Raw genomic sequence first — 19,129 nt, forward strand, 5'->3', positions numbered from 1 at the left:
TAGGTTCGCAACCACTTAAATTGCTCTATGGTTTCGCGCAGTCGAATCTGGGGAACGACAAACGATGTCTAAAGATGCAGAGGGTTTGCATAAGCAAGGGATTAATCTGGTCGCAGGTCTTTTCGCGATCGCTTTGGCGTTTGCTGTCTTTTATGTCGACACCTTCACCGATATTGAAGGCGCTGTTGCTGTTCTCTACGCCATCGCGTTGCTGTTGGCAGCCGAACTAACAGGGCGCACCGGAATCGTGTTAAGTAGCATTGGCTGCCTCGTCCTCACAATTGCATCCTATTATGCGACCCATGGCCCAGACCCGGACTTTCAAACAACCATCCGTCTCGGTGTTGCGGTCGCTGCAATTGTGATCACGGCAGTTCTTATCCTGAGAAACAAAATGGCGCGACAACAATTGCTTTTCTCGCATGGTGCGCTCAAAGATAGCGAAGCGCGTTATCGCTCAATTTTTGATCGCACGCGCGTTGCCCTTTGCGAGCGCGATTATTCGCGGCTTCGCAAGCATCTGATTCAGTTGAAGGCGCAAGGCATCACTGACATCGAAGACTATGCCCGCACGCATCCGGATTTCGTGCAGAAATGTATTGGCATGACCGATACGGTCGCGGCCAATGAAGCAGCCTATGAACTTTTAGGGGGTGATCTGGGGCAGGCGCATCGACTTGGCAGTCTCTTCGTTCCACGCGATGACCAATTCGTGCATGTGTTGCAAGCGCTGCTCGATGAACAGCGCTATTTTGAGAACAAGGTCGAGTTCCGTACAAGTACTGGTGAAGAACGACTAGTATTGCTGAGCATCAGCTTTCCAAGTGATCCTGCTGCTTTCAACCGTGTTGTGCTGAGCATGGTCGATATTACTCAGCGCGAATTGGCGCAAAAAGTGCTGGTGGAAGCACAGGCTGAACTGACCAAAGCCTCGCGGGCCGCAACCGTAGGTGCCTTGTCTGCCTCGCTTGCCCACGAACTCAACCAGCCGCTTGGCGCCATCATGCTCAATGCGCAGACAGTGCTGCGCTGGCTCGACCGCGACCCACCGGACCTGACCGCCGTGCGACGCTCTGCGGAACGGATCATTCGCGACAGTGACCGCGCAAGCGAGATAATCCAGAACACGCGCAATATGCTGAGCCAGGCCAAGCGGCGGGTGGAATCCATTGATCTCACCATGTTGGTTCGCGAAACCATTGCGCTCATGGAACATGAGCTGCAACGCAGCAGCACGCAGGTACGCATGGCACAGAACTGGCGTTCGCCCGTGATTGAGGGCGTGCGGATTGAGCTTCAACAAGTGATTATCAATCTTGTGACCAACGCCATTCAAGCGATGGAGGCATCAAAAATCCGTTCGCGTTCGATTGTGATCACGATCGGACGTACCGACAACGACCATGCAGTAATCAGCATTCGTGACAGCGGACCGGGAATAGATCAGGATACGCTCAAGCGGCTGTTCATGCCGTTTCATACAACCAAGGCTTCCGGTATGGGCATGGGGCTTTCGATCTGCCGCAGCACGGTTGAAGCAAGCGGTGGAACCCTGACCGGGACCAACCACGAAACAGGTGGCGCAGAATTTGAAATGCGCCTGCCGATCAATTGGGAAGTGCAGGATGCCTGAGATGCGCAAGTCCCAAAAGCAACCAAACGACAAGCCGGTGGTCTTCATCATCGACGACGATCCGTCGATGCGGGAATCGCTGGCCGATCTGTTTTTATCAATGCAGTTTGATGCGGAAGCATTTGAAACAGCCGCAGCCTTCATGACCAAATTCCCGGATCAATCACGAATGGAAAGACCCGGCTGCATTCTACTCGACGTTCGTTTGCCGGGTATCAGCGGCCTTGATTTCCAGAGCCAGCTTGAAAAATCAGGCATTCGCCTTCCCGTGGTTTTCATGACGGGCTTTGGCGATATTCCAATGACGGTACGTGCTATGAAGGCTGGCGCGGTCGACTTCCTCACCAAGCCGTTCAAGGAACAGGATGTGCTCGATGCAGTGAGTTCGGCTGTGCAGCGCGATAGCGTGCGCAGGCAGGAGGCAGCGCAAAATCAGGCTGTCGTCGAACTGGTGCAGACATTGACCCCACGCGAGCGGGAAGTGATGGATGCCGTTGTCACTGGCAAAATGAACAAGCAGATCGCCTTTGATCTTGGCATCAGCGAAGTGACGGTGAAGCTTCATCGCGGCAATGTCATGCGCAAGATGGATGTGCGTTCTCTTGCCGACCTGGTTCGCAAGGCCGAGTTCCTCAGCGAAACGACAAAGTGAACTGTATCTAAGTATGGTATATTTGTGCTTTGCCAGAGCGCATAAAGAGTTTCGAGTGCATCTCTGAATAAAAAACGATTCTCGGGGTGCGAGATCAGGGTATAGCGATTTAAGGTCCAATGTATTGTCTGCAGCACAAATTCATACCATAGCCATTGTTGATGACGATCAGGGTATCCGTGAAGCTCTCGATGATCTCGTCAAATCCTGCGGTTATGAAAGCCGTCTTTTCGCATCAGCCGAAGAATATCTCGCCTATGAAGCACAATCGGACATCGATTGTATGCTGGTTGATGTGAAAATGCCGGGATTAAGTGGGATCGAGCTTCAAGCCGAACTGAACACACAGACGGCCCATCCGCCGATGATCTTCATGACATCCTTTGACGACGACCGTACCCGCAATGCGGCCATGGAAGGCGGCGCTTTCGCATTTCTGGGCAAGCCGGTCGATTTGATCAAGTTGTTAAACAGCATTGAAAATGCCATTAGCTCGTAAGCTATATGTCACTAACTGTATTTTTGACAAACAAATATCTTAACTATGTTAGTTTCAATTGCCACTATTCTATGTGACCAACGAACTTTTTCGTCGCGGTGACAACCAGAACATTTACTTACTACTTACGTTCACCCTATCGCGCATGTCAGAAGTGCGGTGAGTTTCATCAGCTTAGGATGCACACCGGCTTTTTGTCTACCACCAGAGTTTCATCGAGAATTCTGGCAAGCCCATTCTAATGGAAATCTGATGTCGTGTCAGATCGGTAAGTCCCTATTACGAGGATTTCCCGGAAGCAGCCTTCAGAGAAAGACCGTATGAGTTGTGGTGAACTTTCATCGAGCCATTGCAGATCATCTATGAAAAGCACGAGCGGATTGGTGGGTCGTGCATGCGACTGAATCGCACTGGCAAATCGATCGCGTGCACGCGCCGGCGAGGTTACACTGCTATCGTCGCGCAGTGTTGTCAGATCACTGATAGTTCCCGGTGAAACGAAATCGAATAATGCTTTCAGGATTGCGCTGTATGGGACGCCTCGCAGAGCTTCGTCAGCTTTCCCTACAGTATGATAGACGCTGTTTTCTGATATGAAAGCATTGACGAGGGTCGTTTTCCGATAGCCTGATGGTGCGCCGATGAAAACGATCTCCCCGAAACCTATTTGCGAAACGCGGTCATAAGCGTCTTTTAGAATTTTCAGCTCGCCAACACGGCCAAAAATTTTCGTATTGCGAAGCGCAATTGTCATCAGACATCCACCAATTCATTCTCTTCAATTAGCGATGGATCGGTATTCAAGATGCTGTCAAAGGCAATTCGGCTATTGATGATATTATCGAGCAAGAATATTCAAAATACGGGATTTATATACAAAAACGGTTGGTCAACCATCTTCGGTCATTTCGCTTGGTTATGCTGAACCAATTTTTTTGAAGAGGATGGGATTTTACAAGATTCCACACTTTTGGGAGTATACTGACTAAGTATTGTTTAGAGATGGTGAGGCCGACTATGGAATTGTCGCGAAGCGAAATTGAGAATAGAATAGCAATCGTAGCCGAGAATTTGCGAGTGCTTACGGAGAAGGCTGCCGCGTTAAACGGCGCAGACGATGATGAAATAATTAATCAGCAGATTGATGAACAGCAGGCGGTCTATGATGAACTGAAGTCGAGACTGGCTTTGATCAGCTAAGGCTGATTGGGCTCTCTGTCAACATTCGTTCGATTGTCTCCAGGCGCCAGGTCTCATTCCGAAACGGTGAAGAAATACGCGACCGAAATGGGAATTATCATGAAAGCCGCAACGTGTCGCGATTTTAGAGATGCTAAGAGGTGAGGAGATCATCAGCTCACATGCCAGATCGAGCCTTGCGTCTGTGATCCATTGGTATGGCGACTTGCCGAACGTCGCAGTGAAAGACCTTGTGAAGGCAGAGGTTGAAAGTGAACATTCTTTTGCAATTTCGCCGATCGTGATATTTCGCGATAAGTGTGTTGCAATGAAATCGAGAGCAATGCGCTGAGCGCAGAGTGAAAGCGCACCATTTTTCAATAGCTTCCTTTGTTTGTCGATCCCATATGTTGTGCAAATATGATTTGCAATCGCAAGTGAGGTGCTTTCGATCAGAAGTTCATTAGAGGTATTAAGCGATATAACAGCTGCCAGCCCTCCTAAAACCGGATCCGCGGTTGCTATCGAACGTCTCAGTCCGCTGACGTTTTCCATACCTGTATCGTGGCTCATTTGTGCCAAAGCGTGAGCGTTAACTTCAATGAGAAGAAAATCGAAGCTTCCAGTCAGTTCGGCCGAGTAATCGCTGTCCAGTGTGCGTAGATAAATGTCCCCGGCGTTGAACCTGTGTGTCTCGGTATGGCTGGGGTGGCTAATTGTACGGTAATGATTGTCAGAGAGTGACACACCAATCAGGTGGTCGTTGGATGAGGCTACGCTTCTGACCCGATGTGAAAGCGAGTTCTGGCCTCGTTTAAGATGCAATTTAAGTGAGTTGATCTGAAAGCTTTTGTCCACCGAGAGGTAAGACTTATCGCAGCCAAAGGAATCTTTTGCTGACTGAATTGCTGCCATTCAGAATCTGCCCTCTCGCATATTAGATGCCCCACCGTACTTTTATGGGTACAAAATTGAGATTGAGATTGAGATTCGAGCTAACGTGCATGTGGCGTCAGAGAAAAGTTTTCATTTGTGAACAGTGTGTCTTCAAAATGGATATAATGTGAAACGATGATAAACTGAATGCAGCGAAAAGGCGGTGGAATAAGTCATTTTATACAACGATAACTAATCCCGACAGCGGGATAAATGACCGTACCGTCTGGTTGAATGGATGCATTTTTTGTCAGATGGGCAATTTCAGGATTTCTGTCAGTAATGATATGAAAAACAACCTCTCCGTGTGCAATTAGATAATCTGCGATTATGCGCCTGTGACAGCGCCACCACACGGCTTCAGCACACATGATAGCGACAGAGCAATCCATACCACATTTAATAAGGTGATTCAGGCTAACGCGAAAGTCATTCGACAGCGCATAATCAGCATAATTATGGAAACTCTTGTTTTCCCAAAAATTATTGGCATCTTCTGGAATGTTCTGATGGGGTCTCAAACCGCCAAGCCCCGAAAAATGTTTATATCTGATACCAAGTTTGGTGGCTGTGCCGGATAAATTATCTTCATTGAACTGTGGGTTTTTTCGTGAAGCAGGAATTTTTCTTACATCAGCAATCATACCGATACTATTCTTCATGAGCAGGGAAAAGAATTGTTCGGTGCTTCTGTCGGAGTGTCCTATTGTAAAGAATGGATGCGTCATCGTTCTTCCGAAATCATGCTAAGGGCTGCGTCCTTATGAGCCGCAATATGTTTAGTTTTCATACTTTTAATTTCATACTGCGGGAAAGCCTCAGACGCTTGATGGGTATGTCCTTTGAAAATGAAGTCCTTACAGTGAATTCTAATAATTTTCCCTGTAACAAACCCCGCTTCCGAGTTCCATCTAACCAAATCACCTATCTTAAATCGCATCGCCATTTTAAATTGAACCTATTGTTTCTTTCACGTTTTGCGTTGCATAGATTCATATTATAGTCTTGAAGAATCCTACTTATATTTACTTTTCAATATGGACAAACATCTCGATTGGTAGTGTATTTAATACATACGTATAGTTCATCGTGTCAATTTCCTGGAATATCAATAGAGCCGAAACCGAAACACCAAACTTAAAAGTGGTACATCAGGAAAGGCTCTTCCATGTCGACCAAGACACCAATTGATCCAGATTCAGAATTCGCTGGACTGGCTGCCGAAACGTACAAGGCAGAGCGTGACGCTTCATCATCAAATTTCGGGCCGAGCAATGTGGGGCTTGTGAAACTGAATCCCAATGCGGATGTTCCACCACCCACAGATCACGGTGTTGTTGAACCGTTCTGGTATTCTTTCGATCTGACGCATCGCCGCGTTCAGGAAGGTGGATGGACGCATCAGGTGACATCTCGCGAATTACCAGCTTCCGACGAAATTGCTGGCGTCAATATGCGTCTTACCAAAGGCAGTTTTCGTGAGCTGCACTGGCATCTTGCTGACGAGTGGGCACTGATGCTGACGGGCAAGGCGAGGGTGACCGTCTTCACTCCGGAAGGTGAAATGTTTATCGATGATGTCTCCGCGGGTGATCTGTGGCTTTTCCCTGCGGGAGCACCACATTCTATCCAGGCCCTTGGTGATGAAGGTTGTGAATTCCTCCTCGTCTTTAATCAGGGCAACTTTTCTGAAGAAAGCACGCTTCTTCTTTCGGATTGGCTTAAACATACCCCACCGGAAATCTTGCAACAGAACTTCCGGCTTGATGCAGACGCGATTGCGAAGCTTCCAAAAGGCGAGCCTTTGTATATTTTCGCTAGCGAAGAGCCCAGGAAGTCTCTTGAAGACGAGATAGAGGACGCTGCGCGTTTTGCGAAGAAGCCAAAGCTTTCCTATACCTTCAAAGCGAGCCAGATGCAGCCAACACGCGAGAGTGATGCTGGTAATGTAAAGATCATCGACTCGCGCAACTTCCCTGCCTCGCAAAAAATAGCCTCTGCGATTGTTACAGTTAAACCGGGGTGCATCCGCGAAATGCATTGGCATCCAAACGGCAGCGAATGGCAGTATTGGCTGAGCGGAAAGGGGCGCATGACTGTATTTCCTGGTCAGGAAGCCGCGCGCACGATGGACTTTAATGCCAATGATGTCGGTTTCGTTTCAAATATGGCGGGCCATTATATCGAAAACACCGGTGATGAAGATCTGGTATTTCTGGAACTGTTCGTTGCACCAGAATTTCAGGAAATTTCTCTGAACCAGTGGTTGCGGGCATTGCCAGAACAGGCTGTGACAGCCCACACGAACCTTACCAGTGAAGAAATTCAAAAGATTCCGACGGGACAAAATCCACTGCTTCGCTGATACGCCACAAGAGGCCCGCAATCGATCCATGATTGCGGGCATTCATGCTTTTCACCGTTGTTTGATTGGTTAGACTATGGCGCGATCAGCTAAGCTTTACGGGCTAACCGCAAAGCCGAAAAGTGCCTTTATTTTTGCGGCTACATTGACCTTTTTGGCTGGGTTTTTAGATGTTGTTGGCTACGTAGAGTTAAATCATCTCTATGTCTCATTCATGAGTGGAAACAGCACCCATCTTGGAATGGCACTATCCAACTTTGATATGTCTGCTGCGCTGGCGATACTTTGCATCATATCAGCTTTCGTTTCCGGTGTATTTTCAGGTACACGCATCGCAGATCACGCGAGAGAACGTTTGTTGCTTGCCGTTTCCATGGCCGAAGCGCTTATCCTTCTTTTATCGTATTGTCTTGCCATCGTTGGGCAGGGTTATCTGGCTCTTGTTGCGGTCGCGTTCGCGATGGGTATTCAGAACAGCCTACATCAGACAATAAGCGGAGCTGATATGGGGCGAGGTTTCATCACAGGCTCGCTGTTTAACTTAGGTCAGTCACTGGCACGGCTTCGCAATGACAGATCTCAGGCAATAACGGCATCGGCCAATGTGAGTGTCTGGATCTGTTTTGTTGCCGGATCTTGTGCAGGAGCATTCATATATGGCCGAATGGGCCTAAGCTCCTCCCTTCTTCTCGCAGCCTCATTCTTTATCGTGACGGTTGTAACAGCTCTCATTTAATCCGGTTTTGCCATCGTGATTGAGACGTTAAGCCAGACAAGTGTGAAAAAGCGAGCGACTGCACAAAGTGTTAGAGCTTATAGATTGCAAGATCTGATCGGTATTTCTAATAATAAATACAGGTCTTTTCAGAGAACAAAAAAGGTCGGCGTTAAAACAACGCCGACCTTTTTTGTTGGGGTGGCGGTGCTCAGCTAGCGGGTTTCAGATCGAACTTAACGACACCCACTGCAGCGTTGAGACCTTCTTCTCCATCGATAGCGACAGGCTGAAGCGAGAGCGCATTTTGCGAGCTTGTTAAAATATAAGCACCTGCTCCAAGGCCAAAAGAAGCGTCGGCCTCAACACCCATATACGTGCCTGCGAGGTCGTAGGATGGCTGTTCGCTGACAGCATCTACGAGCCAGACCAACCTGGCTGCTTTGATCTGACCAATGTCGAGACCAAACTCAGTAATTGTTCCGGTATATTTGACGGTTTTGCCAGGAGCAGATGGAGAAAACACGCATGACGTTGTTTCTTTAGAAGCGAGAATTGCACCGAAATTACCCGAAAGGTTGCACTCGAGCCTGCCAACTTCAAGGTGTTTAGTAGCTGCAAAGGCCGGAGCGGATACGAGTAGTGCTGCGGGAATGATTGCGTGTAGAAGTGAGCGCACAGAGTTTTCCTTATATTGTGAGATTGCCACCATTTTTCGCAGGCGTTCACGACTGGCAGCTGTTTACGATTGTGCCGTCAGTTTTGACCGCACAATATTTTGAGACGTACACGTGGCTCAGATTGTCGTAGCAGTCCTATAAAGACTTCTCTTTGACAATCTATGGCGTGTCACAGCAACATACGTACTTTGAAGCCTTGCTGAATCTATCTCGATGTTTAAGCGACACATACTTAGGTGTAAGTAGCTCTGCCCCAAGCCATCGGGTTATAACTTTCGACAACGAAGCAATGCCAATAGATTGATTCCATTATCTAATTCCGTCTCAAAGGCCGGACTCATGCTTTCGTTTCGGCAAAATTAAAAGGCTTCAGGAGTAAGCAATGACCGAGCATTTTAATATTGAGACCATTTTGCTCGATCCGATGATCGCGCTCGTAAATAAGGCGGATGGCGTGGATCAGTCTTCATTTTCTCAGTTGCTAAGCGATGCAAGAAACCGTTGTGAAAGCAAAAGCGATGCAATGCTGATGCACGATTTGAGCGTCATCGATGTCTCTGATCTATCAGACATTCGAGAGGTCAGAGTACCCCAGTTTTCTCATCTTGAGGAACACATGAGAACGGACATACGAAAACTCGTCAGGCCATCTCGTGCGCGCCGGTGCTGGATATCGGTTACTGATGGGAACGTGGATCATATGGTCGTGGTCGAACACCATAGCTCACACTGATTCAATTCTCTTTGCCATGTATTTGAGTGATCGTTGATGCGGTCGCCCGGACTGTACAATTGTTGAGCACTGGAAAACAAATGAGTGACATTAAAACCTGGCTTCGATCTGGAGTCCTCTGGTTTGGGCCTGTGGCTGTAGCGGGCATTGGAGCCTGGCTTTACATGTCGGGCGGCAGCGTGATTAGTGAGGATGATGCCTATATCAGCGGGCGAAATGTCGCTGTAAATTCATCGGTGCCCGGCAAGATTGTAACAGTTGACGTAAAAGACAATCAATATGTCTCACTTGGGGATGTGCTTTTTAGAATTGATCCTCAACCTTATTTAATATCGGTCAATCAAGCGAGAGCCCAACTTCAGAATACCAAAGACGAGCTGAATGCTCTGCTGATTACCTATAAACAGAATAATGCTGCTGTATCTCAGGCGCAAGCAGACGTCACTTACGCCGAAAGCGTACTGGCGCGGGCGCAGGCACTTCTGCGTAGTTCAGTTGGTACCCAGCAGGCGGTGGATGAGGCCACCCGAAATCTTAAAGTTTCACGCGATCAGCTGACAGCGGCCCAGGACTCTGCTCTTTCAACTCTGGCATCCCTCGGTGGAGACGTCGATAGCCCCGTCGAAAGCAGAGCGAGCTACCTTCAAAGCGAAGCAAATCTTGAGTTGGCCGAACGAAACTTAAAGCTCACCGAGGTCAAAGCTCCCTTTTCGGGTATTGTCACGCAGGTCGATAATATTCAGGCCGGCTCGTTTTTGACTGAAGGGCAGCCCGCTTTTATGCTTGTATCTAAAGATATCTGGATTACAGCTAATCTTAAGGAGACGGATCTCGTTCATGTTGCAAAAGGTGATGCCGTCACTGTAGATGTTGATAACTATCCAGGGCGCATTTTCACGGGCGTAGTTTCAAGTATAGCACCCGCCAGTGGTACAGTTTTTTCTCTGCTACCGGCTCAAAATGCCAGTGGGAACTGGATTAAGGTTGTCCAGAGGATTCCGGTACGTATAACCGTTGATAATCTGAGAGACGCTCCGGAACTACGGGTAGGAGCGAGTACTACCGTCAACATACAGACAAACTATCATCGATCATTCAAGACACTTTGGAGTGACATCAAAGCGGTGGCAAACCTATGACGCCGAATTTGTCGCTTACGGGCAAGGTCCAACGCACTAATATCGTAGCAATTACTGCTTGCGTGATTATTGCTACATTAATGCAGGCGCTTGATACGACGATTGCGAATGTGGCTTTGCCACATATGCAAGGCTCCCTTTCCGCCACTAGCAGCCAGATTAACTGGGTGCTAACGTCATACATTGTTGCGGCCGCGATTATGACGCCGGCGACCAGTATTTTAGAATCATGGTTTGGCCGCCGTAAACTCTTCATGTTGTCTATCGGTGGGTTTGTGGCCGCTTCAATGCTTTGTGGCACTGCAACGAGTCTTGGTGAAATCGTATTGTTTCGGCTGTTACAAGGGATTTTTGGTGCACCACTGGTGCCATTGGCTCAAGCGACATTACTTGACACGTACCCTGAAAGCAAACGAGGGCAGGCAATGGCCATTTTTGGGCTGGGCGTAATGCTTGGACCAATTCTTGGGCCTACACTCGGCGGCTGGCTCACTGAGAACTATAACTGGCGGTGGGTTTTCTATGTCAACGTTCCTGTTGGAGCACTCGCTCTGATACTGGCGTTGGCGGTCCTCCCAGATTCACCTCGTGAAGACAAAAGGCTCGACTGGCTCGGCTTTGCCAGCCTCGGGATAGCTGTTGCTGCTTTGCAGATTTTTCTCGATCGGGGCGAGCAGCTCGACTGGTTTTCCTCCCGTGAAATCATGTTCGAGTTCGCACTGTTTATTACCGGGCTATGGATTTTTGTCGTTCATACCGCCTTTAAAAGTGATAGTTTTGTCGATCGGCGGCTATTTAGTGATCGAAACTTTGTGGTTGGCAGTATTCTTGCGTTCGTCGTTGGTGCTGTCTTGCTTGCAACGCTTTCACTGCTAACGCCATATCTCGAAAATCTGATGAACTACCCGACTATGACAGCTGGCTTAATTCTGGCGCCTCGCGGCTTAGGTACCATGGTTGCAATGTTGCTCGTCGGCAGGCTTATAGCATATGTGAAAAGCCGATATCTGCTAGCGTTCGGATTTGCACTGACCGCCTACGCTCTTTATGAAATGTCGTTGTTTACCCCTTCGGTGACACAGGCAATGCTTATTCGCACGGGTATTATCCAAGGCTTTGGCTTTGGGTTCGTTTTTGTACCGCTTTCGACAGTGATCTTCGCCACACTGGCGCCAGAGTTGCGAACACAGGGAACAGCGTTTTACAATCTGATGCGCAACATCGGTTCATCTGTTGGTATCTCTGTTGTTGGTTATGTTCTATTTTATAACACACAGTTAGCCCGTTCAGCGCTTGTTGGTCACATAACCCCACTCGAGCGTGGAGTTCAGTTGAACAGCGATGCGATAAACGTAAACATGCAAAGCGGCCTGCTTACTGTTGATCAACTCGTGACTACGCAGGCAACCATTATTTCCTATGGTGATTGCTTTACATTCATGATGTACGGAGCCATCATATCGATCATGCTACTCCCACTGCTACGTCAGGCGAAGTAAGCAAGTCTGGCTACTTGCCTTGGCGAATAAACAGGATGCGCTAAAGACGGTCGGTGACTAAAATGACATCGAAATAAGCCGCCTTTCCGGATAGGAATAGGCGGTTTTTGTCATCTGGCAATGTGAACTTCATTTGTCATATGTCGATCACTTCAATGGCTGATTGAAGGTCAAGGTGTACAGCCTTCTCTGGCGCCAGACATCTCTGTAACTACAGCAAAAGTAAAAGGAATGCATCGGATATTAATCTGAATTGATCGGAATTCTACCTTACTAACCGGGAGGTATATATAAGCCGTAAGCGATAGCCTGGTGTTGGTATTCATCGAATTCGGGCAAGGGTGAGTTGATTTTTTTGCCATTTGTTGATTGCGATTATCACGTGAAATATGGGTTGTGAGCTTTAGTGTTGCAGCTTGAATTTGCACGTTGCGAATGACTGGATAATTGTGATGGAAACTTGTGGTAATGATAGAGGTTTTACGACTGTAGTAGGCTCAGAACAGCACAAAGGGTGGGAGTCGCCTAGACGACTGCCACCCTTCTGAGATGAATTCTTTTGTTATTTGGCGTCGGTGTTGCCAAATTCGTCATCGAAATCTCGGGCGGAGCCATCCTGGTAAACAACCGGCTTTTTGGTGGCATTTGCGCTTTTGGTGACCGAAGACTGATCGGACACATTGTTCTTCAGGGCATCCCGTGTGTCCGGTAGATCGAATGCTTTGTCTTCCCTTGCCTGATTAGCAGGTTCGCCTTCGTAAGGGCTTTCAGCATAAGCGTAACCCATGGTGGCCAGAAGGATGGCTGCGGAAACAAGTACGTTTTTCATGGTAGCTCTCCGTTTAAATTAATTGCAGTGAGTGTTTCACTGTGAGACTAGAATAGCAAATACCATGAAAGCATAATTGAACAATAATATTGATCTTGAATTTATCTATATTTGAAATGTATAATAAATACTAAAATATTAGTACATAGATCAATTTGTAACTGTTTCTTTATTGCGATAAAAAAGACCATATTCTTGCATCAAGAAGATGGCCTGGTGAGATAAGTGGGGAGGGGAAGCCCAGAAAGGGGAGAAACTGGGTCGATACACTTACCTCTGGTCAAACCTCGTTGGGGGCTATTGAGGTTATGGTTGAAAGTTACATTATAATCAAAAAGTCAGAAACTGCACTTAGGTGTAGGTTATGCAGACCATAGAATTGGGCGCGAGTAATGGAACTACTCGTATGACCTGATCAGAATATTGTTCTGAAACTTATTTATTTTATAACTTAGAATGCGTTATAATAGTACTCCAGCTAAGTTTTCGGGTCACATTATAGCTTTTATAGAAAGTTCGTCTATTGGTGCGTGATGGGATCTTATTGACAGCGAGAAGTTGCCATCTGCTGGGCACTCACGACTGTCTGTTCAAAAGAATAATCAGGCAGCGCAGCTCAGGAGGTCACACGGTCTGTTTCTGAAAGAAAGACTATATTGGTCATAGCAAAAACGCATAATGCGGGAGCGTGAGCCCCCGCATTATGCGACATAGTTCTAACCGGCTACAATCAACCCTTGATAAATGCCAGAAGGTCGGGATTGATAACATCCGCATGTGTCGTCAGCATGCCGTGAGGATATCCTTCATAGATCTTAAGTATGCTTCCCTTGATGAGCTTATGCTGGAGCAACGCCGCATCCTTGTAAGGGACAATCTGGTCGTCGCTTCCCTGTGTGACGAGCGTAGGAACTTTGATATCCTTCAGATCCTGCGTCTGATCGGTTTCAGAGAATGCTTTAATGCCGTCATAATGCGGCTTGGCGCCGCCCATCATACCCTGGCGCCACCAGTTATCGATCACTCCTTGGGAAACCTTTGCATCTGGACGGTTGAAACCATAAAACGGACCGGAAGCAACGTCGCGGTAAAACTGTGCACGATTGGCGGCAAGCGCTTCACGATAGCCATTAAACACCTCGATCGGTGTGCCATCAGGATTTGCAGCAGTTTTAAGCATCAAAGGCGGGACTGAGCTGACCAGGATTGCCTTAGCGACGCGGCCCTGTGGCTGTCCATATCGGGCGACATACCGCGCAACTTCGCCGCCGCCTGTGGAATGACCAATGTGGATTGCATCGCGCAGATCAAGATGCTCAACAACGGCAGAAGCATCAGCGGCATAATGGTCCATGTCGTGCCCGCCGCTCACTTGCGACGATCGGCCATGTCCGCGGCGGTCATGCGCTACGACACGATATCCCTTATTCAGGAAATACAGCATCTGCGTATCCCAGTCATCCGCCGATAGGGGCCAGCCGTGGTGGAAAACAATTACCTGCGCGTCACGAGGACCCCAATCCTTAAAGAAAATTTCGACGCCGTCTTTGGTCGTGACGAATTCTTCGGCCATGATACTTGCTCCTTGAGGGATATTGGTGGTGGTTTTACGCTCCGTCGCTAAAGCGGGTACTGCAGCGACTAATGTCAGCCCTGCACCGGCTATCAATGCCTGACGACGGTTGAGGGAAGGATTGAATTCATTTGTCATAACGGTCTCCATTGCAGACACTGCATTGGCTTCAAGCCCTGCCTGATGACTGGAGATTAAGAGGAGACGTCTTCTCAGGATTGAACGATCCGGCTTTATTTTGACAAATGATCATAAACTTCACACTGTGAGGTCATGCTGAAGCGCGACTTTTCGGTTTAAGCTTACGTAAAACGTTCGACTCGAGAGAATAGCCGACATTGTCTGGCGTTGTAGCCCATCTCAGAATTTGAAGATAAATGTCCTAAAATCTGATAATTTGTATGTGACGATTGCAATCATTTGTCACTATATTGCAGCTTATTGACTTTTTACCTGTATGTTAGCGTTAGTTGCTGATCCCCAATGCTCTTAAGGTGAGTGAGATGAGCAACGAGCAAGAATGGTCAGGCGGTGCTGGATTAGTATCTAGCGCTCGCTCAGGGTTTCACGTTTCAAAATTACTCGAAGTTATTGTTGAATTCGGATCGGCGCAGGAAGTTGTCCTGGTAAGTGATTATGAATGCGGTTTGGTTGTGCAGGGTTACGCAGCAGCCGATAAGGTTATAAACACAGGCAGCGGACAGGAACCTCACGTTGGATGCAATCTTGCTATGATTAGCATTGTGAAGGAGGTATTGCGATCTGACCAAACTTACGAGGGAAATGATGACGCAAGCGATGCGAACATTCTTTGCCTGCCCGTTACAGTGATGCAGTCGAAGAAAGCCGCTTTGTACATCCGCTCAAGGGGATTAGAAAGTGTATTTTCTATTGCGGATAAAAGGGCTTTTGAATTGTTTGGCATTACCCTCGGCCGGGTCATTGATTTCGAGCATTATAACTCAGCAGAGGTTAAAATAGCCGGTTATGATGAGAACGCGACAGTGCTCGACAAAACTGTATCAGTTGCTAACCCAAGTTATATTGATCCGTCTGATCTGGCAGAAGTTGCAAAATCGATAGCGATCGAGATTAATAACTCGCTTACCGCCATAGTGGCTCATGCAAGTGCTGCTTTACGGTGGCTGGATCAGGGCGATTCCCAGATTTACCGAGCTAAGCAGTCCCTGGACAAAATAGTGTCAGCAGCCTTTTCAGCTGGTGGCATTATTACCGTTTACAAATCTGTCGGGAAAGAGAAATGTTTTGACGCAGATCTGGTAGATATCAAAAAGGCTGTCGGACGCGCCCTGGAGGAATTGGAACATGAGTTTCTTGAATTTGATATTATCACCGACTGTAGTCTACTAGATGAAGGGCTCGTATTCGTCGAGCCAAAGCAGCTTCACCAGGCACTCGTCAATATTATTAGCGCTACCCTTGACAGCTTGAAAGCCTCATCCATGACAAAGAAACTTAGAATACTGGGAGAACAGCGTCATCATGAGTTCATCGTCAAAATATCGGATGATGCGCGCCCATCGGTGCGCAATAGGAGCGGTTTAGGTTTAAATGCCGCCAATCAGCTGACGAGGGAAATAAAACTAGCGATTGCCAATACTTTAGCGCATGTGCAGGGAGGCGGTCTCACTTTATCAACCTCTGACCAAAGCGAAAGAACCATAGAACTCAGCCTCCCTAACACGAAAAGGCAGCGATATTTATACTTTCCAAAGTAAATACAATGGAAAGCGTTTGGACTCGAACATGCACTCACTCGTTTTTTTGTCTGTTCACATTTACGAACAAGAATATTCAAGTTCTTGGAAAATATCATTACCATTGAGATTGGAGTTGAATGGAGATTAGACCGTGACGAAAAGCACAATAGCAAACAACAGTGATATGGATTATCTTATAACCCAACCAGTCCCGGAACTGTCCATTTCAGCACTTAGTGGAAAGCTTTTCTCAGCCACCAGGCTGACGAGAAGTACAGACGGTCACGGTTTGACAGATGAACATATTCAGGAGGATGCTTTTCTTTTATCCATGCAGCTTCGTGATTACCAGGGAGCCTTATGGGTCGACGGCTCAGAGCTAGGCTTTCGGGGGGCAGGAGCTGGAAGTTTTACCGTGTATGACTACTCGCGTGTATGGTCTGCCGACCTGCAATCCAGCTTTGATTGCGTGAATTTCCATATATCGCGACGTGCTTTAATCACACTTGAACAAGAGATTGGTACTCAAAGATTCCGCGATTTCAATATAGCTCCCGGCGAAAACATGAATGATCCCGTCGTTAGTGGTATTGTAAGCTCAATGCTTCCGTTTTTCGACGGGCGCCATCAGGCCAGTCAGCTCATGCTGGACTACTTCGGCGCAGGTTTGATCGTTCATTTGTTATCTACTTACGGGAATGTGCAGCAATCTGCGGCGTTCAGAAGAGGCGGTTTGACTCATCAACAGCTCAGCCGTGCAAAAGATTTATTGGCGGCGAATATAACAGGTGACGTTTCACTTTCAGAAATTGCGAGAGAATGTGGCCTTTCGATTTCCTACTTTTCCCGCGCTTTTAAAGTTTCGACCGGACGATCCCCTTATAAATGGATGATGGATCACAAAATTGAAATTGCCACGGATCTGCTCAAAAATACATCCTTATCCATCGGAGAGATCGCCGCACGTTGCGGCTTCTCAGATCAGGCACATTTTACACGCACATTTAGGACACTAAAGGGAGGAACGCCTCTGTCGTGGCGAAAGTCAGAACAGAAGTTATGGTCGATTCCATTAACAATCACTGTATAGCCAACCGTCAAGATGTCTGGATGAAAACACTGTTATAAACATGCATTAAAGCGCCCTTAAATCTATTTTGCGGCCCGAAGCTGCGGCCGCCTTACCAGTTGGCAAACGTTTCGCTTCCTATCGAGTAGGTACTGAGGAACGTTTGAGTTCAGTATACAGGCATTCACGCATACTAAGCGCGACCAAATGCCTTCACTACACACATGTCAGTCATGCGGTGTTTCACGAAGGCCGCATGACCGACGAGTACAACGCAGGTCTTTGCTAAATGCTAATTTTCGTAATCGACTATGCTCCGAATGAAATACTTGGGTTCCGCTCTGACTGCATACGCAAAAGCTGGAAATAGCATTTTGAGAATGTCCTGATAGAGTTCGGTGCGACGCTCAAAAGACAATTCAGCAAGTGGAAGTAAAAATCCAAAGTTCCGATTGTGCTCACCGGCCATTTGAATGACATACGAACAATAATAGCAGATGCGTCACAAGCCCACGCCAAGGCTACGTAGTCAGCAGAAGAAGCGTTCGTAGATGATTACGTCGTCGCAACTTCATTTGAGCAAGATTACTGAAAATAATCCCACGAACGAACGTCATACAATTCCTACGTTGAGTCTGCTTATGTGATACTCCTACTAATGCTGGGCAGCAATCGAGCTGCGAACACGATAAGCGACGAACTGAATGGCCAGCGCTACGATGGCGAGCAAACCACCCAGCAGGCTTACATCAAGCCAGCCGCCATGTTTCCATACGAGCGTCGAGAGTGCAGCGCCCGCCGCTCCACCAAGGAACATGGCCGTCATGAAGATGGTATTGAGGCGGCTCCTTGCTTCCGGATCAAGTGCATAGATGATGTGCTGATTGGAAACCAGAGCGCTCTGGATGCCGAAATCGAGCACGATCACACCAATAACCAGCGCGATAAGCGACGACCAGAGGCCGAAGATGACCCAAGAAACCAGCGTGAAGATTGCGCCCATAAGCACGACAAAGTGCGGACCTTTGCGGTCTGCAATCCGGCCTGCAAATGGCGCTGCAAAAACACCAACTGCACCCACAATACCGAAGAGACCGGCCACATCTGCGCCCAAGCCAAATTCAGGCGTTTGCAGGTAAAGCGCGAGAATAGTCCAGAAGGCCGTGAAGGCTGCAAAAAGTGCTGCCTGCGTCAGTGCTGCAATGCGAAGGGCACTGTGTGTTTTCCAGATTTTAGCCAGCGAACGGATCGCCGTGTGATAGCGCATATGCGATGTTGAACGATGGTTCGGCAGCGCGAAAAACATCAGCAAACCGGCAAATAGCGCCAGCGGCACGCCGATCCAGAACATTTCGCGCCAGCCAGCATGTTCACCGACAAAGCCGGAAAGCGTACGGCTGAACAGAATGCCCGAAAGGACGCCCGCCATCACCGTACCGATGGTCGCGCCGCGCTTTTCAGGCACGGCAAGCGACGCCGCAAACGGCACGATCTGCTGTGCGACTGTCGAGCTTGCACCCACGATGAGCGATGCAATCACCAGAGGCAGCGCCGATGGTGCGACAGCCGCAATGGCAAGCGCTACTGCCAGAATGATGAACTGGCCGATAATCAGCTTGCGCCGGTGAACGATATCCCCCAACGGTAGCAGGAAGAACAAACCAGCGGCATAGCCAAGCTGCGTGGCGGTCGGGATAAGGCTCGTCATCGGATCGTTTGGAAAATCGGCTTCGATGATCCCAAGCATTGGCTGATTGTAATAGATATTTGCAACCGCCACGCCGCTGGCTACGGCCATTGCGAACAGAGCCCCTTTGCCGATACCAGCGCTGGCTTGCCCGGCTTGCATTGAAGATTGGCTTTTATCGTCCATTTTGCTGCCCTCTTATGGCTGATCCCGAGGAAAA

Annotated in this window: 19 protein-coding genes; 11 read left to right on the forward strand and 8 right to left on the reverse strand. The window is 48.1% G+C overall.

The window, feature by feature from the left end; translation table 11 throughout:
• Positions 1–64 precede the first annotated feature (64 nt).
• The 3 genes from RI570_RS20800 (at position 65) to RI570_RS20810 (ending at position 2,784) form a co-directional block, all read left to right on the forward strand.
• Positions 65–1,633 (forward strand): ATP-binding protein, encoded by a 1,569-nt coding sequence (locus RI570_RS20800; protein ID WP_313830756.1) that lies wholly within the window; start codon positions 65–67, stop codon positions 1,631–1,633.
• A complete protein-coding gene (locus RI570_RS20805; protein ID WP_250044352.1) occupies positions 1,626–2,285 on the forward strand; it encodes a response regulator transcription factor in 660 nt (219 codons plus the stop codon). Before RI570_RS20800 ends, RI570_RS20805 begins: the two co-directional genes overlap by 8 nt.
• A 124-nt stretch (positions 2,286–2,409) precedes the next feature.
• Positions 2,410–2,784, forward strand: a complete 375-nt coding sequence (locus RI570_RS20810) for a response regulator transcription factor (RefSeq protein WP_250044353.1) — start codon at positions 2,410–2,412, stop codon at positions 2,782–2,784.
• A gap of 238 nt (positions 2,785–3,022) precedes the next feature.
• Here RI570_RS20810 and RI570_RS20815 read toward each other — a convergent pair whose 3' ends face one another.
• Entirely contained in the window at positions 3,023–3,538 is a 516-nt protein-coding gene (locus RI570_RS20815) for an ATP-binding protein (protein ID WP_313830757.1), read from the reverse strand.
• A gap of 263 nt (positions 3,539–3,801) precedes the next feature.
• Here RI570_RS20815 and RI570_RS20820 point away from each other — a divergent pair, with 263 nt between their 5' ends.
• Positions 3,802–3,984 carry a hypothetical protein gene (locus RI570_RS20820; protein WP_313830758.1) on the forward strand — a complete coding sequence of 61 codons (183 nt, stop codon included), beginning with the start codon at positions 3,802–3,804 and terminating at the stop codon, positions 3,982–3,984.
• An 18-nt stretch (positions 3,985–4,002) separates the two neighbouring features.
• Here RI570_RS20820 and RI570_RS20825 read toward each other — a convergent pair whose 3' ends face one another.
• The 3 genes from RI570_RS20825 to RI570_RS20835 form a co-directional block, all read right to left on the reverse strand.
• Positions 4,003–4,878 (reverse strand): AraC family transcriptional regulator, encoded by an 876-nt coding sequence (locus tag RI570_RS20825; RefSeq protein WP_313830759.1) that lies wholly within the window; start codon positions 4,876–4,878, stop codon positions 4,003–4,005.
• A 194-nt stretch (positions 4,879–5,072) separates the two neighbouring features.
• Positions 5,073–5,627, reverse strand: a complete 555-nt coding sequence (locus RI570_RS20830; RefSeq protein ID WP_313830760.1) for a DUF488 domain-containing protein — start codon at positions 5,625–5,627, stop codon at positions 5,073–5,075.
• Positions 5,624–5,845 carry a DUF2945 domain-containing protein gene (locus RI570_RS20835; protein WP_250044360.1) on the reverse strand — a complete coding sequence of 74 codons (222 nt, stop codon included), beginning with the start codon at positions 5,843–5,845 and terminating at the stop codon, positions 5,624–5,626. Before RI570_RS20835 ends, RI570_RS20830 begins: the two co-directional genes overlap by 4 nt.
• A gap of 222 nt (positions 5,846–6,067) precedes the next feature.
• On the opposite strand from RI570_RS20835, the gene RI570_RS20840 reads away from it, so the two are divergent.
• Positions 6,068–7,264, forward strand: coding sequence for a cupin domain-containing protein (locus tag RI570_RS20840; RefSeq protein ID WP_250044361.1), 1,197 nt, complete (start codon positions 6,068–6,070; stop codon positions 7,262–7,264).
• Between the two features lie 145 nt (positions 7,265–7,409).
• Positions 7,410–8,000 (forward strand): YoaK family protein, encoded by a 591-nt coding sequence (locus tag RI570_RS20845; protein ID WP_313830761.1) that lies wholly within the window; start codon positions 7,410–7,412, stop codon positions 7,998–8,000.
• Positions 8,001–8,190: 190 nt separating this feature from the next.
• Here the strand turns inward: RI570_RS20845 and RI570_RS20850 are convergent, their stop codons facing one another.
• Positions 8,191–8,658: a DUF992 domain-containing protein gene (locus RI570_RS20850; RefSeq protein ID WP_313830762.1), complete on the reverse strand. Its 468-nt coding sequence runs from the start codon at positions 8,656–8,658 to the stop codon at positions 8,191–8,193.
• A gap of 383 nt (positions 8,659–9,041) precedes the next feature.
• On the opposite strand from RI570_RS20850, the gene RI570_RS20855 reads away from it, so the two are divergent.
• From RI570_RS20855 to RI570_RS20865, 3 genes are all read left to right on the forward strand, one after another.
• Positions 9,042–9,392 (forward strand): hypothetical protein, encoded by a 351-nt coding sequence (locus tag RI570_RS20855; protein ID WP_313830763.1) that lies wholly within the window; start codon positions 9,042–9,044, stop codon positions 9,390–9,392.
• 80 nt (positions 9,393–9,472) lie between these two features.
• Positions 9,473–10,531 carry an HlyD family secretion protein gene (locus RI570_RS20860; RefSeq protein ID WP_313830764.1) on the forward strand — a complete coding sequence of 353 codons (1,059 nt, stop codon included), beginning with the start codon at positions 9,473–9,475 and terminating at the stop codon, positions 10,529–10,531.
• A complete protein-coding gene (locus tag RI570_RS20865; protein ID WP_313830765.1) occupies positions 10,528–12,030 on the forward strand; it encodes a DHA2 family efflux MFS transporter permease subunit in 1,503 nt (500 codons plus the stop codon). Before RI570_RS20860 ends, RI570_RS20865 begins: the two co-directional genes overlap by 4 nt.
• Positions 12,031–12,592: 562 nt before the next feature.
• Here the strand turns inward: RI570_RS20865 and RI570_RS20870 are convergent.
• Together RI570_RS20870 and RI570_RS20875 are read right to left on the reverse strand one after the other, a co-directional pair.
• Positions 12,593–12,859 carry a hypothetical protein gene (locus RI570_RS20870; protein WP_313830766.1) on the reverse strand — a complete coding sequence of 89 codons (267 nt, stop codon included), beginning with the start codon at positions 12,857–12,859 and terminating at the stop codon, positions 12,593–12,595.
• A 730-nt stretch (positions 12,860–13,589) separates the two neighbouring features.
• On the reverse strand, positions 13,590–14,570 hold the full coding sequence (locus RI570_RS20875) for an alpha/beta hydrolase (RefSeq protein ID WP_313830767.1): 981 nt from the start codon (positions 14,568–14,570) through the stop codon (positions 13,590–13,592).
• A gap of 365 nt (positions 14,571–14,935) precedes the next feature.
• Here RI570_RS20875 and RI570_RS20880 point away from each other — a divergent pair, with 365 nt between their 5' ends.
• Together RI570_RS20880 and RI570_RS20885 are read left to right on the forward strand one after the other, a co-directional pair.
• Positions 14,936–16,171, forward strand: a complete 1,236-nt coding sequence (locus tag RI570_RS20880) for a hypothetical protein (RefSeq protein ID WP_313830768.1) — start codon at positions 14,936–14,938, stop codon at positions 16,169–16,171.
• Between the two features lie 133 nt (positions 16,172–16,304).
• On the forward strand, positions 16,305–17,243 hold the full coding sequence (locus RI570_RS20885; protein WP_313830769.1) for an AraC family transcriptional regulator: 939 nt from the start codon (positions 16,305–16,307) through the stop codon (positions 17,241–17,243).
• Between the two features lie 634 nt (positions 17,244–17,877).
• Here the strand turns inward: RI570_RS20885 and RI570_RS20890 are convergent.
• Positions 17,878–19,095, reverse strand: a complete 1,218-nt coding sequence (locus RI570_RS20890; protein ID WP_313830770.1) for an MFS transporter — start codon at positions 19,093–19,095, stop codon at positions 17,878–17,880.
• Positions 19,096–19,129 lie beyond the last annotated feature (34 nt).

Source organism: Brucella pseudogrignonensis, from assembly GCF_032190615.1.
Taxonomy (GTDB): Bacteria; Pseudomonadota; Alphaproteobacteria; order Rhizobiales; family Rhizobiaceae; genus Brucella; species Brucella pseudogrignonensis_B.

Excerpts from the sequence above, each read along its gene's own strand:
- RI570_RS20800 (WP_313830756.1), top strand. The coding sequence starts at position 65 with ATGTCTAAAGATGCAGAGGGTTTGCATAAGCAAGGGATTAATCTGGTC.
- RI570_RS20805 (WP_250044352.1), top strand. The coding sequence starts at position 1,626 with ATGCCTGAGATGCGCAAGTCCCAAAAGCAACCAAACGACAAGCCGGTG.
- RI570_RS20815 (WP_313830757.1), bottom strand. The coding sequence starts at position 3,538 with ATGACAATTGCGCTTCGCAATACGAAAATTTTTGGCCGTGTTGGCGAG.
- RI570_RS20820 (WP_313830758.1), top strand. The coding sequence starts at position 3,802 with ATGGAATTGTCGCGAAGCGAAATTGAGAATAGAATAGCAATCGTAGCC.
- RI570_RS20825 (WP_313830759.1), bottom strand. The coding sequence starts at position 4,878 with ATGGCAGCAATTCAGTCAGCAAAAGATTCCTTTGGCTGCGATAAGTCT.
- RI570_RS20830 (WP_313830760.1), bottom strand. The coding sequence starts at position 5,627 with ATGACGCATCCATTCTTTACAATAGGACACTCCGACAGAAGCACCGAA.
- RI570_RS20835 (WP_250044360.1), bottom strand. The coding sequence starts at position 5,845 with ATGGCGATGCGATTTAAGATAGGTGATTTGGTTAGATGGAACTCGGAA.
- RI570_RS20840 (WP_250044361.1), top strand. The coding sequence starts at position 6,068 with ATGTCGACCAAGACACCAATTGATCCAGATTCAGAATTCGCTGGACTG.
- RI570_RS20855 (WP_313830763.1), top strand. The coding sequence starts at position 9,042 with ATGACCGAGCATTTTAATATTGAGACCATTTTGCTCGATCCGATGATC.
- RI570_RS20860 (WP_313830764.1), top strand. The coding sequence starts at position 9,473 with ATGAGTGACATTAAAACCTGGCTTCGATCTGGAGTCCTCTGGTTTGGG.
- RI570_RS20865 (WP_313830765.1), top strand. The coding sequence starts at position 10,528 with ATGACGCCGAATTTGTCGCTTACGGGCAAGGTCCAACGCACTAATATC.
- RI570_RS20870 (WP_313830766.1), bottom strand. The coding sequence starts at position 12,859 with ATGAAAAACGTACTTGTTTCCGCAGCCATCCTTCTGGCCACCATGGGT.
- RI570_RS20875 (WP_313830767.1), bottom strand. The coding sequence starts at position 14,570 with ATGACAAATGAATTCAATCCTTCCCTCAACCGTCGTCAGGCATTGATA.
- RI570_RS20880 (WP_313830768.1), top strand. The coding sequence starts at position 14,936 with ATGAGCAACGAGCAAGAATGGTCAGGCGGTGCTGGATTAGTATCTAGC.
- RI570_RS20890 (WP_313830770.1), bottom strand. The coding sequence starts at position 19,095 with ATGGACGATAAAAGCCAATCTTCAATGCAAGCCGGGCAAGCCAGCGCT.